The 15,696-nt window shown below is 24.1% G+C and carries 10 protein-coding genes; 4 read left to right on the top strand and 6 right to left on the bottom strand.

What is annotated here, in order from left to right:
* Positions 1–235: 235 nt before the first annotated feature.
* Positions 236–430 carry a hypothetical protein gene (locus ACUN06_RS05905; RefSeq protein ID WP_291736220.1) on the top strand — a complete coding sequence of 65 codons (195 nt, stop codon included), beginning with the start codon at positions 236–238 and terminating at the stop codon, positions 428–430.
* Between the two features lie 52 nt (positions 431–482).
* Here the strand turns inward: ACUN06_RS05905 and yjeM are convergent, their stop codons facing one another.
* Complete coding sequence (gene yjeM / locus ACUN06_RS05900) at positions 483–2,006, bottom strand: glutamate/gamma-aminobutyrate family transporter YjeM (RefSeq protein ID WP_449390210.1); 1,524 nt, start codon at positions 2,004–2,006, stop codon at positions 483–485.
* 406 nt (positions 2,007–2,412) lie between these two features.
* Between yjeM and ACUN06_RS05895 the strand changes: the two genes are divergently transcribed.
* Entirely contained in the window at positions 2,413–3,141 is a 729-nt protein-coding gene (locus tag ACUN06_RS05895; protein ID WP_291734216.1) for a phosphatase, read from the top strand.
* A gap of 119 nt (positions 3,142–3,260) precedes the next feature.
* Here the strand turns inward: ACUN06_RS05895 and ACUN06_RS05890 are convergent, their stop codons facing one another.
* Together ACUN06_RS05890 and ACUN06_RS05885 are read right to left on the bottom strand one after the other, a co-directional pair.
* The gene (locus ACUN06_RS05890; protein WP_449390209.1) at positions 3,261–6,413 is read right to left on the bottom strand and encodes an SNF2-related protein; all 3,153 of its coding nucleotides are present in this window, start codon (positions 6,411–6,413) and stop codon (positions 3,261–3,263) included.
* 183 nt (positions 6,414–6,596) lie between these two features.
* Complete coding sequence (locus tag ACUN06_RS05885; RefSeq protein WP_449390208.1) at positions 6,597–8,933, bottom strand: glycoside hydrolase family 31 protein; 2,337 nt, start codon at positions 8,931–8,933, stop codon at positions 6,597–6,599.
* A 135-nt stretch (positions 8,934–9,068) separates the two neighbouring features.
* Between ACUN06_RS05885 and ACUN06_RS05880 the strand changes: the two genes are divergently transcribed.
* Entirely contained in the window at positions 9,069–9,968 is a 900-nt protein-coding gene (locus tag ACUN06_RS05880; protein ID WP_331893284.1) for an AraC family transcriptional regulator, read from the top strand.
* A gap of 67 nt (positions 9,969–10,035) precedes the next feature.
* Here ACUN06_RS05880 and ACUN06_RS05875 read toward each other — a convergent pair whose 3' ends face one another.
* Both ACUN06_RS05875 and ACUN06_RS05870 read right to left on the bottom strand, forming a co-directional pair.
* Positions 10,036–13,278 (bottom strand): FtsX-like permease family protein, encoded by a 3,243-nt coding sequence (locus ACUN06_RS05875; RefSeq protein ID WP_449390207.1) that lies wholly within the window; start codon positions 13,276–13,278, stop codon positions 10,036–10,038.
* 2 nt (positions 13,279–13,280) lie between these two features.
* Positions 13,281–13,985, bottom strand: a complete 705-nt coding sequence (locus ACUN06_RS05870; RefSeq protein ID WP_294367096.1) for an ABC transporter ATP-binding protein — start codon at positions 13,983–13,985, stop codon at positions 13,281–13,283.
* A 247-nt stretch (positions 13,986–14,232) separates the two neighbouring features.
* On the opposite strand from ACUN06_RS05870, the gene ytaF reads away from it, so the two are divergent.
* Positions 14,233–14,874 carry a sporulation membrane protein YtaF gene (ytaF, locus tag ACUN06_RS05865; protein ID WP_449390206.1) on the top strand — a complete coding sequence of 214 codons (642 nt, stop codon included), beginning with the start codon at positions 14,233–14,235 and terminating at the stop codon, positions 14,872–14,874.
* 78 nt (positions 14,875–14,952) lie between these two features.
* On the opposite strand, the gene ACUN06_RS05860 is transcribed toward ytaF, so the two are convergent.
* The gene (locus ACUN06_RS05860) at positions 14,953–15,597 is read right to left on the bottom strand and encodes a pentapeptide repeat-containing protein (protein ID WP_294367090.1); all 645 of its coding nucleotides are present in this window, start codon (positions 15,595–15,597) and stop codon (positions 14,953–14,955) included.
* Between the last annotated feature and the right edge of the window lie 99 nt (positions 15,598–15,696).

The raw sequence follows: 15,696 nt of genomic DNA, 5'->3' as shown, positions 1-15,696 counted from the left end.
TATTTTACCATAATTCCATTTATTTGAAATAATATTTTTTCATTTTTTTAATATTTATTAACATTCTTTCTGTAAACCTTTTTAAATGATATTTCACTTTATTTTTTCCATTATTTTTACCATTTTGTTAATAAATATATTATTTGGTAAAATATTTGTCTATATTTTTATAATATGCTATAATAACATTAATAAAAATATTTCTATATTATAATTAAAAAGGGATGAGATTTTTATGAAACATAATGCTTATGAAATTATGAAAGAAATGTGGTCAATTGATGAAGAAATTCAAAAACTTACAAGTGATTTAAAAAAAACAGAGCAAATAACACAAAGAGAATTGCTTGAACGTCGTATCGATTCTCTATATGCAGAATTTTTAAAATATAAACACTTATTAGAAGATATAGAAGTAAATGAGTTATAAAAATAAATTAAAGTACTAAGCTAAATTTAACTTAGTACTTTAATTTATTTTATTATGCAATTTTATCTATTGAATCATCTTTACTGCCATATTTTTTTTCATATCTTGTAATTAAGAAAAATGCAATTAATCCAAATACTATTGGACCTATTAATTGAAATCCTGTAGAAACATAATCCTTACTTTCAATTGCTGGTTGTAATATTGTAAATATATTAGCAAAACCAACTGTAATAGTTACTATAATAGCCCATATTGTTGCAACTGTTTTATTTTTAAAGAAAATAAATGTTTTCTTTATATTATCACTTTTTTTAAAATAAATAAATGCAACTGCTAAAAACATAGTAGGTATTGTCATTGCAACATTCCCCATAAGTATTAAATAATCTAAAAAGCTTGAAGACTTCCCTCCAGTTATTACAACTATTGCAATAATAGCTACAACAGTTATACATTGAATCCACATAGCATTTACTGGCATTCCATTTTCTTCATTAATTTTAGTCCAACTTTCTGGCCATATTTCTTTTGGTGTACCTTCTATTAATTGTTTTAATGGTGAATAAATTAATGTAAAAAATGCCCCTAATAATGCTAAAAATATTGCTAAACCAATATATCTAGCAAACCACATTCCCATTAATTCAATTCCATGAGATGATAATCCAAATACCTTTCCAAGTTCTACTCCCAAATTTTTAATTACTATATATGCAACATTAGCCATTTTTACATTAGATGCTGAAAGTACTTCTTGCCAATTAGTAAATAATCCAACCATTAATATTGCTAAAGAATATCCTACACCTATTACTATTGCTGATATTTTTATTCCCTTTGGGAAATTCTTGTTAGCATCTTCTGTTTGGTCTACAAGGCCTCCAACTGCTTCTAATCCCCCATAAGCAAATATTGCAAAAACTAAAAATCCTAATACTGCTAAAACAGTTCCATATGCTGGATTAGGAGAATTAACAAATTCAGAAATATTTAATGGTTGTGCAGCCTTAAATCCATTAGCAAAAAATATTATTAATGATCCAATAATTAATAATAAGTTTGCACTTGTTACAAATATTCCTCCTATTGATGCTACCTTTGCAATACTCTTAATTCCTCTTGATGATAAAAATGTAATTAATATTACAAAAACAGCGCCTAATATTCCTAATGTTTGAGATGAAGTTAATCCAAATAATGACCAAGTTGAAGTTCTATCCTCTCCAAATATTAAATTTGAAAGTGGTATCCAAATTGATGATGAAACACTTACCATCCAAACTATATATGATGCAAACCACATAAATGTACCTATAAATGCAAATTTTCTTCCTACCGATCTTTGCATCCAAACATAAATACTACCTTTTTCATCTTTAAATGCAGCTCCAAATTCAGCCATCATAAATGCATATGGTATAAAAAAGCATATTGCTCCAAAAATATACCAAGGAATAGCTGAATATCCCATAAGAAAATATGCTCTTGGAATATTGGCAAATCCAAATACTGACGTAAAAATCATAAGTATTAATGCCATCAAACTTAATTTGCCTTTATTATTCTTTCCCATAAAAATTCCTCCTTAGTTTAATTCAACATAAAAAAACTTGTTAATTTTTTATAAAAGATATATTACCAAATTAAATTTACTATTTCCACATTATTATTTTTATAAAGTATTATTTAATGTATAATTAAATTAAATTTTTATTATTATTTCATTAATTAAATTGAATATATATTAATATAAATTAAATTAATTTATTATATTCTAATTTTACTTTATCATAGTAAATTATTAAATTTATATTTTTTAAAATTATCTTACTCATACATTATGATTTGATTTTTTTATATAATTTAAACATATAATTTTAATTTTACATAATTTAATTATCAACTTATTGCAGTTTAAGTTAAAAATAAATATACTTTAATATATACTTATTTTAATAACATAATAAAAGGAGAATTTTATGAATTACTTATCTGATTTGCATACTCATACTATAGTTAGTGGACATGCATATACCACACTTATGGAAAATATTGATTTTTGTTCCAAAAAAGGAATTAAAATTTTAGGTACTTCTGATCACGGACCTGCTATGCCTGGCTCTCCACATTATTGGTACTTTGGAAATTTAAAGGTTGTTCCAAGAATAATAAATGATGTAATAATTTTAAAAGGATGTGAAGCTAATATATTAGATGTTGATGGCAACATAGATATTCCTAACAATGCTATGAAAAATTTAGATTATATGATTGCTTCTTTTCACGAACCTGTATTTGAACCAAAATCCTTAGAAGAAAATACTAACGCTATTTTAAATGCAATATATAAATATGATAAGCTAGAAATATTAGGTCATCTTGGAAATCCTAATTATGAACTTGATTATGATATTATTGTTAAAAAAGCTAAAGAAAATAATATTATGATTGAAATTAATAACAGTTCTTTATCTGGAGGTTCAAGAATTGGTAGCAATGTTAATTGTGAAAAGGTGGCTCTTCTTTGTAAAAAGCATGGTACAAAAGTTATTTTAACTTCTGATGCTCACATTAATTTAAAAATTTGTGATTTTTCTAAATCAATTGAATTATTAAATAAAATAGAAATGCCTAAAGAACTTATAATGAATGAACCTGATAAATTAATTGCTCATTTAAAAAGTAAGGGCAGATTGCAAGATTTGTAATTTTAAGAACCTATAAATAATTTTGTGCTTTGAAATATAGCTACTATTTCTACTTAAAATAAAAAATGTATTAGCTTACTAAGAATAAAACTTTTCTTAAGCTAATACATTTTTTTAATTTATTTAAATAAATCTAAAATTTCTTCATTAGTTAATTTTGAAATATTATTTATATTTAAACTTTCATCACTAATAACACTATTTACTATCTCCCTCTTATCTTCTTGAAGTTTTATAATATTTTCTTCTATTGTGTCTTTGGCAATTAGCTTAATTACTTCTACTATATCTTTTTGTCCTATTCTATGTGCTCTATCTGTTGCTTGATCTTCAATTGCAGGATTCCACCACGGATCCATATGCATAACAAATTTTGCAGATGTTAAGTTTAATCCCGTTCCCCCGGCCTTTAATGAGATTAAAAACACCTGTGGTTCTATACTTTCATTAAATTCTTCTACAATCTTTAATCTTTCTTTAGCTGTTATTGAACCATCTAAATATTTGCTTTTAATTTTTTTAGATATTAATTCTTCATTAAGCTTTTTCAATACAGATGTAAATTGTGAAAATACTAATATTTTATATCCATTAGTAATTACATCATTTATTACATCAGTTGCAACCATAAATTTTCCACTTTTCCCCTTATATTCTTTGTTTACTAATGATGGATCTAAACATATTTGTCTTAATCTCGTTAAATATGAAAAAATAGCAATCTTACCTTCTTCTCCTTGTTTTAACTTAAGCTTTACATCTTTCATACAATTTTTATAAGCAAGCTTTTGTTCTGGAGTCATTTGAACATAATATTTCCTTTCTATTTTTTCTGGCAACTCCAAAATAACATCTTTCTTTAATCTTCTTAAAATAAATGGATTAATTAATAATTTTAATTCTTCTATTTTCTCTTTAGTTGAATTAACAAACTTTTCTTTAAAAACAAGTTCATCAAATAAATATCCCGGCATAATAAAATCAAAAATAGACCATAATTCAATAAGTGAATTTTCAATTGGTGTTCCTGTTAAAGCAAATTTTATTTTTGTATTTATTTTTTTGATTACTTTGGTATTTTGTGATTTTGGATTTTTAATATTTTGTGCTTCATCAATTATACAATAATCAAAAATTTTATTTTCATAAAAATCTATATCATTTTTAATAGTTCCATAAGTTGTAAGTAAAACATCATATTCATTTATATTATTTATTACCTTAAATCTGTTGCTTTTACTTCCATGTATAATACCAATATTTATTTGTGGTGCAAATTTTTCAAATTCAGCTTTCCAATTATATAAAAGTGAGGTTGGTGCAACAATAAGACTTTGTTTTTTTTCTTCCAATTCTTTTTGGGATAAAAGAAATGAAATAATTTGTATTGTTTTTCCTAATCCCATTTCATCTGCTAATATCCCTCCAAATCCCAAATCACTTAATGATTTTAAATAATTTACTCCAATTAATTGATAACTTCTAAGTTTTCCCTTAAGCCCCTTAATATCATCAATTTCATAATCTTTGCGATTTGAAAGCTTATCACTTATAGATTTTATTATTTCATTTCCCCTAATAAATGATAATCCATTTTCTTGTATAGCATTTTCTAAAAATAATGTTTTGTTTTTATCTATTTCTAATATTCCTTCATTTAATTCCTTATTATATACTAAATTATCAAGCATATTTAAGAAGTTTCTCATTCCAATTCCTTTTAAATCAATAAGTTTATTTTTTTTGCTTTTATAATAACTTTTACCTTCATTTAATGCTTGAAGTATATCTTTATATTCACTAAAATCTATGTTCTCAATATTAAATTTAAAATATAAGTTCTCCTCTTTTTCTTCAATTGTTGCCTCAATATCTTCAAAGCTTATTAAATCACCATTTTTGAAATTTTTACTAAAACTTATTTTAGAAATTAAACCAAGTTCCTTTATTCCTTCTGTTATAAAATGATAATATTCATCATCAGTTCCAATAAACACATATTCCTTATTTTTCTTTATAAACCTTGTCCTCTCAAGACTTCTATCTATTTTATCCTCTAAATATTGTTCTCTAAAAAATTCTTTATTTTCATTATCTAGAATATTAATATCCCTATTAAAATAAGATACTACAGCTTTACATTTAATAGTATTATCTGATTTTGAAAATATCATCTTAGGAACCCAAAACTTCCTTAAACCTCTTCTTATTCCTTCTGTAATTGATACATCTTTACTTATTTCACTTAAAGTTTTCACTTTCTTAATAAATTCAATATCTTTTGAGTTATATTCTATTTTACCTTCTTTTCTTAATTCCTTCCAAAACTCAAAATATTTATTTGATTGATTAATATTAGGAATATATACTTTTCTATCATAAAGAAAAACATCAAACTTATTACTTAATGGTATAGGAAGTTTCTTTTTAGTTGTAAGATTTATAGTTTCATTTTCTAATTTTAATGTAAAAGAAAGTGGAATGTTTTCATTATAAATATTACTTTCATAATTAATATAATCATAATTAAGCTTTATTTTTTTATCTTTATTTATTAAACTTAAAAATACTCTTATATTATTACTTCCTAATCTAAGATATTTATTTTCAATTATTCTAACTTCATTATCAGTTTTTAATTTATTAAATACAAAATTTAAAATTTCCTCATCATCTTTTGAAAACTTCATATTATTAGGATTAAATAAAAATTCTGCATTAATTCTAAGTGGATTTTTACTTTCTCTTGCATTAAAAAATTCATTTAATCTTGGTATTAAATAGGTTTTTCCTTCCCCAATTCTAAATTGGATATCAAGTATAAACTTATTTTTTTCATTGAAACTTTTTATTTCTAAATCTAGCCTTATTTCTTTATTAAAATATGTAGCTGTTTCTTTTATCTTCTTAACACCTTTAATTTCATTACTATGCTTTTTAATTTTATTTTTTGCAATTATATAAAACGAAAATATTGTTGCTATTATATGCTTACAAACATAATTTTTTTTATATCTTGAAAACTCCTCATATGTATTACAAGTACAAGTTGTTCCTATAACTTTTTCATTCATTAAATCATACTTAATATGACAACTATAAACTCTTGATTCATCTTCTTCACTTACCTTAGAATATATATGATAAACATTATTTATTTTCTTACTATTTAAGTTAGAAACTAATTTAGATTTATGAATTTCTTTACCTTCTTTAATACTAATATTTGATCCTAATGACAATAATGTATCTAATAGTGTTTTTAAATTCACATCTTCACCTCATTTTCTTAATGGTAATAAATTATTATAGCATACCTTATTATTTCAATTAATACTACCTATAATAATTTAAATAATAAAAAAATACGAGTCTTATTTATTGCCTCGTATTTTTTTAAGGTGGTCATTTATAAAATTACATACTTATTATAAAGCATTGTAAAATTAACTTTTTTATAAATTTACTTTAAACTTATTATTATTTAACTTTACTTCATTTTCATTAAATAATACTTTTTTATTATTTTTAAAATTATGCAATGTAAATTCTATTGATTTATATTTATTTTCATATCCAATATTTTTATTCATTTTTATATTTAAATTATCATTTAAATCAAATATAAATTCATATTCATTAAATCTTCCATTCTTATAATCAAAACTTTCACCATCATCATTATAAGCAATATATTTTCCTTCACCTTTTTTATCACATAAATATATACTTAAATTTAAACACTCAGTATCTTTTTCTCCAATATAATTGACATCTTCACCATTTGATATAATTGACATTGTCTTAATGTATATAGGACAAATATCTAAAGGGGCATCTTTGATAATATATTGTCCTCCTTCAAATTCCTCTCCTGTCCAATAATCAATCCAGCTATTACCCTTTGGTAAATAAACAAGCTTTTGTCTTGCACCCTGTTCCACAACCGGAGAAACTAATACATTATCACCAAACATAAATTCATCATTAATTTCATATGTTTTTTTATCATTTTGATAATTATATAATAAAGGCCTTATAATTGGCGCCCCACTTTTTTCACATTTATGCATCATATCGTATAAGTAAGGAATAAATTTATATCTTAGTTTAATATATTTTTTATTGATTTCTTCTGTAATCTCATCAAAAGCCCAAGGCTCTTGCTCTCTACTTCCTATTGTAGAATGATTTCTAAATAATGGAGTAAATGTTCCAACTTGCACCCATCTACTTAAAAGTTCTCCAGTACAATCAAATCCAAACCCTCCCACATCAGTTCCACAAAAGGCCATTCCACTAAGCCCAATATTCATTAACATTGGTAACGACATTCTTAAATGTTCCCATGTACTTTGATTATCTCCAGTCCAAACAGTTGAATATTTTTGAGTTCCTGCATAACATGCTCTTGTTACTACAAAAGGTCTCTTATTAGTAGCTTCCTTAATTCCTTCATAAGTTGCCTTATCCATCATATGTCCATAAACATTATGAATTTCTTTATGAGTAACTAAAGTTCCATCGTTATTAAATACTATATCCTCAGGTAATGGTCCATTAAAACTTGCTGGCTCATTCATATCATTCCATATTCCTGCAATCCCTAAATTAAACATTATTTTTTGATTGTTTCCCCACCATTTTCTAACTTGTGAATTCATGAAATCAGGAAAAACAGAATCCCCAGGCCAAACAGTATTCTTATATACCATTCCATCCTTATCTGTTGCAAAATATCCATTTTTAAGTCCTTCATCATAAATTTTATAACCTTTATCAACTTTAACTCCTGGATCTATTATTGTAACAACTTTAAATCCCATACTTTTTAATTCATCAGTAAATGCTTTTGGATTTTTAAATTTCTTATTATCCCAAGTAAATACTCTAAAATCATCCATATAATCAATATCTAAATAAATAGTATCACATGGTATATTTTTTTCTCTAAAAGTTTTTGCAATTTCTAAAGCTCTTTGTTCTGGAGCATATGACCATCTGCATTGCTGATATCCTAATGTCCAAAGCTGTGGCAATGGTGTTTTTCCTGTTAAATTAGTATATTCATTTACAACTTCACTTGCTTCTGGTCCATAAATAAAATAATAATCTAAATTGCCATCCTTTGCTCCAAAATAATAATAATTTGAATTTTCTTTTCCCATATCAAAGTGACTTTCAAAATGATTATCAAAAAAAATACCACTTGCTTCATTATTTTTAATAGCAATTAAAAATGGAATTGATTTATATAATTGAGCATATGTTTCTCCATGTGGCGTTGGATCATCAGTATTCCAATTTCTATAATGATATCCCTTTTTATTTAAAGAACCTGTTCTTTCTCCTAACCCATAAAAATACATATCATTTTCCATTACTTTTGATACATATACCTTAAAATCTTCATGTCCTTCCAATTTATGACCTTCTTCTGCTGCTAAAGAAAAATCAGCTCCTAATCTTCTAAATGGATTTCTTTCTCCTCTAAAATCTCTACATAATGGCTCACCATTTAACTTAAAGATATCAACTTTAAAGTCATCATAAATTTTTACATCTAATTTAGCTGTTTTTATATTTAAATAATCATCTTTTTTTTCTATATTAAAATTAATTTTTTTACACTTTAAATTTTCTACTGCCTTAGAATTTTTTTCTTTTCTAAATATAGGAGCAAAAAAATTAATTACTGAATCATTAATTATTGTAACAATACATTGAATATTTTTATAATTTACTAATACTATATTTTCATTAACTTCATAATTTAAAATTTTACCCATCATTATACATTTCCCCCTTTTATACTCAATTAAATCATTTAAATAATTTAATTATAATGTTATTATAATTATAAGAAATAGAAAATACTTGTAATATACTAACACTTATTAAAATAATAATGCTATATTGGAGATTTTATGGATAAATTAAAATTTACAAAACTAAAAGAAAACACATGCCATGGAGATTTTATATTGCCATTTTCAATATATAAGGGTACTATAAGCACTAGTTTTCCTTCTATTGCTGTTCATTGGCATGAGGAAGTTGAAGTTATAATAGTTATTGATGGAAGTTGCGATTATAGAATTGATTTAGATAAATTTACAATTAACAAAGGGGATATACTAATAGTTTCCCCTCAAGCACTTCATTCATTTAATTTAATACCTGAAAATACAATGACTTGGGTTTCTTTTGTATTTAATATGAATATGCTTAAAAGTTCAGATACTGATGGTACCTTACTTAAATACATAGCACCTATTTTAAACCATGAACATGAGCTTCCTTATTTAATTAATAAAAATAATTCATGCTATAATAAAATTTTGTCTTTAATAGAATATATACTTTTTTGCTACTATGAAAAAGAAATTGCATACGAACTTGAACTAAAATCACTTTTATTTAACTTATTTTCAATTCTTTATAAAAATAACTTAATAAATAAACAATCAACTAAAAGTTCACTAACATTTAATACTACAGATAAAATTAAAATAATTTTAAACTATATTAATGAGCATTTTACTGAAGATATTTCAATAAATACATTAGCTACTCTTTGTGATTATAGTGAATATCACTTTATGCGATTTTTTAAAAAACATATAGGATTAACTTGTATACAATATATAAATAATCTTAGATTAGAAAAGGCATCTATTTTACTTACTTCAAGTAATATGCCTATTACTGACATTTCCTTAGATGTAGGATTTGATAATTTATCTTATTTTAATAAGCTTTTTAAAAGAAAATACAAATTAACTCCAAAGGAATTTAGGTTATTAAATAGTTCTCTTTTAAAATAAAAATGAAATGTTATATTTTGAAAAAGTTTTTTAACTTTCTTTTTAATATAACATTTCATTTATTTAACTAATCTACTGATTTTAAAGATTCAACCATTTTAATGTTTTTTAATTTATAATACATTGCTAAATTAACAAGTAATGAAAAAGCTAATGTTAAAATTCCAGCAATTACAAAACTAAATAATGCTATTTTTCTTCCAAACATAATATAGTCCATTTCAACTGTAACCATAATAAACTTATGGAATAGCTTCCCTAATCCTAATCCTGTAATTAATCCAATTATAGTTAGCAAAATATTTTCTCTATAAATATACGCAGACACTTCATTATCATAAAACCCTAAAACTTTAATAGTTGCTATTTCCCTTACACGTTCTGAAATATTAACATTTGTTAAATTATATAATACTATGAAAGATAATGCTCCTGCACATAATATCATTACAACAACTACTAAATCTAATGACTTTATTGTATCATCAAAATTTTCTTTAATACTTGTATTATTTACAGCTCCAGTTACTCCATCCATATTTATAAACTTATTTGAAATTTCATTAACTGATTTTTCATCATTTAATTTTAATAACACATTATTTACTTGAGGTATTTTTCCAAAAATATCCTCATAATACTTATCACTTATATAAATATAGTTATTTATATACCTTTCAGTTATATATCCAATAGTAGCTTTAGCTTTATTATTAGCATTATTTGTAATTTCTATTTTATCTCCAATTTTAACATTTAATAAAGTAGCAATTTTTTCAGATATTACTATACTATTTTTAGGCAATGTAATAATTTCTTCTGTCTTTCTATTTCTTAATAACTCAAATTCATTAAAATTCTCACTATCATTTGATATAACCAATGAAACATCTTTACTTATTTCATTAATAGTAGCTTTACCACTTTCAGTTGTAATAAATAAGTAATCAGCTACATTATTATCATTACTTAATTCATTTTTAATATATTCAATTTTTTCTTCACTAACATCTTTTGCTAAACTTAATGACATTTGATATTTTGTAAGTTCTCCATATTGTTTCGATACAACAGCTTTAATAGAATCCTTAATTCCAAATCCAGCAACTAATAATGCTGTACTTCCTGCTATTCCTATTACAGTCATTAAAAATCTCTTTTTATATCTAAAAATATTTCTTATTGTAACTTTACCAATAAAGTTAAGTTTATTCCATATAAATGGTATTTTTTCTAATAAAATTCTCTTACCTTCTTTTGGAGCCTTTGGTCTCATTAAAATTGATGGAGTTTCTCTTAATTCCATTCTACATGCAGCATATGTTACAAATGTTGTAACTCCAATAGCAACAGTAAATACTGTTAATATAAGTGGAATATTAATTGTATAATTTATTTCAGGTAAAATATACATCATTTTATATGCATTTATTATAATAAGAGGAAATACCGTAAGTCCTAAAGCAATACCTATAACACTTCCTATTAAACTTGCAAATAATGCATAAATTATAAACTTTTTAGCTATACTTCCATTGCCATATCCTAAAGCCTTTAATGTTCCAATATTAATTCTTTGTTCATCTACCATTCTTGTCATTGTAGTTAAGCATACTAATCCTGCAACAATAAAGAAGAATACTGGAAAAACATTTGATAATTTATTTATGCTTTTAGCATTATTTTCAAAATCAACATATGAATAATGAGATTTTCTATCTAAAACATATAATTCAGGTTTTTCAATTTTAGAAATTTCATCTTCAGCTTTAATAATTTCATCTTTTGCCTTATCTAATTCCTCATTTGCAGTTTTTTCTTTTTCTAAAAGCTCTTTTTCTCCTTCTTCTAATTGTAATTTCCCTTCATTTACCTTATCTTTTGCTTCTTTGATTTTAGCTTCCCCAACTTCTTTTAATTCTTTCAATGAATTTTTAGATGAATTTATAGCTTTTTTCCCAGCTGCTAATTGTATATTAGCTGCATTAAGATTTTCCTCTTGCTTCGCTAATTCATTTTTACCTTGTTCAAGCTGCTTTTTAGCTTCATTTAATTTAACACTGCCTTGCTCAAATAAATTATTTAACGAATTAATTTGTTCCTGTATATTTAATTTTATCTCTTCTGTTAAGCTTTCATCATTTAAGGATAATTTTAAATTATTTATTTGATCTTTTAATTGTTGTAATCCATCTTCTGATTTTCTAATACTTTCTTCTGCTTTTGCAAAATTTTCCTCAGCACTCTTTTTTGCTTCATTAAATGCACTTAATCCTAAATTGTATTCCTCTTCTTTTTCTTTTAGTTCACTTTCTGCAACACTAATTTTGTATTTTCCATCTTCTATTGAATCATATAATTGCTGTTCTCTTGATGATATTTCATCTTGTGATTCCATTAGCTTACTTTTCGAATCTTCAATTTCTTTTTTTGCATCTTCTATTTGCCTTAAGACAGTTGACTTTTTATCTTCATATTCTTTTTTACCATTTTCCAACTCTTCTTTAGCAAGATTTACTATTTCTAAATATCTTCTATTATTTATATCTGAAGATATATTTTCTATTGATAAAATAGATTCATTAATAACTTCAAAGTATTCATCATTATACGAATTTAAATTTTTAACACCATCAATTGTCACATATACTTCACTATAAATATCATTTTTAAAGTTGTCTTCATTTATAAACATATATGTTTTAACATTCCCATTACCTATAGTACTACTTCCAATTTGATTACTTAAATAATATGGTGTTTCCACAACTCCTACAATTTCATATTCAATATTTTTTAACGATTCAGAAATATCACTATCATCTCCAGATGTTAAAAGAAGTTTATCACCAATTTTTAAATTTAAACTACTAAACTTTTCATTTCCTATTACGCATTCATTTTCTTTAGAAGGCATTTTCCCTTTTACTAAATTTACTCTATTAATATAATTTTCATTATTATTATTTAAATTTTCACTTGGAAGACTATGAATCCTTATTACAAACTCTTCAGAATTTTGCTTTGATAATGCATCCATTGTTTTGCTTGGATATACACCTAATATACTATTTATATCTTTTATATCCTTAACATCTTTATCTGTTAATCCTAATGTTGATATTATTTTTAAATCCATTAAATTATAATCATCATAATATTTATCCGCTGTTGCTTTCATGTCAATTGGTGCAATTTTAACACCAGTAAAAAGCATTACTCCTAATGTAATTATAGCTGCAATAGAAATAAACCTTCCTTTTGATTTATTAATATCCCTTAATATATCTTTCCATAAAGCATTTTTCATAATTACCATTCAATCCTTTCAACTGGAACTGGATTTTTATTAATAGTTATATTTTTTATCCTTCCATTTTTAACTTCAATTACCTTATCCCCCATAGGTGTTAATGCTAAATTATGAGTAATTATTACAACAGTAACTCCATTTTTCCTGCATGTTTCTTGTAGTAATTTTAAAATAGCCTTTCCTGTATTATAATCTAATGCTCCAGTAGGCTCATCACATAATAGTAATTTAGGATTTTTAGCTATTGCTCTTGCTATTGCAACCCTTTGTTGTTCCCCACCTGATAATTGAGCTGGAAAATTATTTTTTCTATGTGATAATCCTACAGCATCTAATACTTCATCTATATTTAATGGATTTTTAGATATTTGTATTGCTAATTCCACATTTTCTCTTGCGGTTAAATTTTGAACTAAATTATAAAATTGAAATACAAATCCAATATCATACCTTCTATATGTAATTAAATCCTTTTGTGAAAATTGACTTATATCCTTATTATCAACAATAACTTGTCCTTCTGATGCAGTATCCATTCCCCCTAAAATATTTAATATTGTAGATTTTCCTGCACCACTAGCACCAGCAACAACTACAAATTCTCCCTTGTTAATTGAAAAATCAACTCCGCTTAATGCTTCAATTTCTACTTCCCCCATTTTATACTTCTTTTTTACATTTTTAAAATCTATGTATCCAGACATTACTTATTTATCCTCTCTATTTGATAATATTTTCATACTTTAAGTATACAATAGTTAAATTTTCCTCACAACAATTTAAAAACTCTTTAACTATTTATTAATAATATTATTATCATTTTCTTATTTTTTAGCATAAATTATAGTAATTTGCGTCTATTCTTAGGTTTATATAATAATTATTGTCTAAGTAACTAAGTATTTACCTTTGAATATACTGATTAATATAAAAATATACAAGGAGCAACATATGTGTCTTATTTCTTCTATTTTATTAGCATTTTCAGCAAGTTTGGACAGTTTGATAATTGGAATAGCTTATGGAATTAAAAAAATTAGAATTAAACTTAGTATTAATATAATAATTGCTTTAATAGTAACATTAGGTACATTTTTATCAATGCTTTTAGGTACTATTTTAGGAAAGTTCATACCTAGATATATATGCAATTATATAGGGGCAATACTTTTAATTTTTGTAGGCCTTTGGATGACATTAAATTATTTCAAAGAGCAAAAAATATCAAAGAATTATTATTGTGATAATGATGATATTATCACTAATGATTTAATAGATTCCTTAAATTATGATGAAATATTAACTAAAAATAAAACTGCTGATATAGATGGATCTGGTAATATAGAACTTAAAGAAGCAATTTCCTTAGCATTAGCCTTAAGTATAAATAATTTTGCACTTGGAATTGGTGCAAGCATGTCTGGAATTAGTATTTCACTTACTACAGTTTTCACATTTATTTTTAGTGTCTTAATTTTAATTTTAGGTTTAAAAATAGGTAATAGCTTTCTTTCAGAGATATTTGGAAAATATTCAGGTTTATTATCAGCCATAATAATAATTTTAATGGGTGTTTTTCAATTATTTTTTTAAGCATTATTAAAAACTTTTTAATATTTATATATATTAAAAGGTATTATTTATAAAATTTTATAAATAATACCTAATTTTTTATCTTATTTCTTTTTGTATCATTTTAATTATATAGCTTATAGTATAAAAATCTCTTTCTATTTTTGACTTTATTTTAGAAAATCCTTCTATTAACTCATTTTCTGAAAAGTTTTCTAAAAGAATCATTACTGTTAATGTATTGATACCTCCATCTTTAGTATCAAATATTCTTGAACTTTTAACATATTTATTTTCCATAAAATTTTCTAATGAACTTTTTAACTCATTGCTTAAATTAATTTCTGGCATTTCATCTAAAATTCTTACTTCTTTTAATTCTCTATTTAAATTTTTTGTTTTTTCTAATTTGCACCCTAAAAAAATAGTATTTTCAAATATTGCATCTTTAAAATCTGCTCCATCTAAATTTGCCCCTTCAAAAATAGCATTTTTAAATTTAGCATTTTTAAATTTACTATTTTTTAAGTTAGTTCCAATAAACTCTGTTCCTTCAAAGCTTCCATTAATAAAACTACACGTTTTAAAATGTGCTCCTCTAAAAGTTGCAAAATTAAAATTAGAATTTGCAAAATTACAATTATAACAATTACTTCTTTTAAAATTCTTATACATAAAATTTTTATCTTTTTTTTCTATATTATTGTAATGAAAATTTTCGCTTCCGTTAATATCTTTTGCCATTTCTTTCTCCTCTTATTTTTTTATCATTCTACAATCTTATAATACTTTTCTTTTAAAAGTCAATAAATAATCTTATTTTTTATGTATATTAAATTTTAA

The sequence above is a fragment of the Clostridium sp. ETTB3 genome (assembly GCF_053571985.1).
The sequence above is the reverse complement of the archived record's forward strand: the minus strand, read 5'-3'. Positions and strand labels throughout refer to the sequence as shown.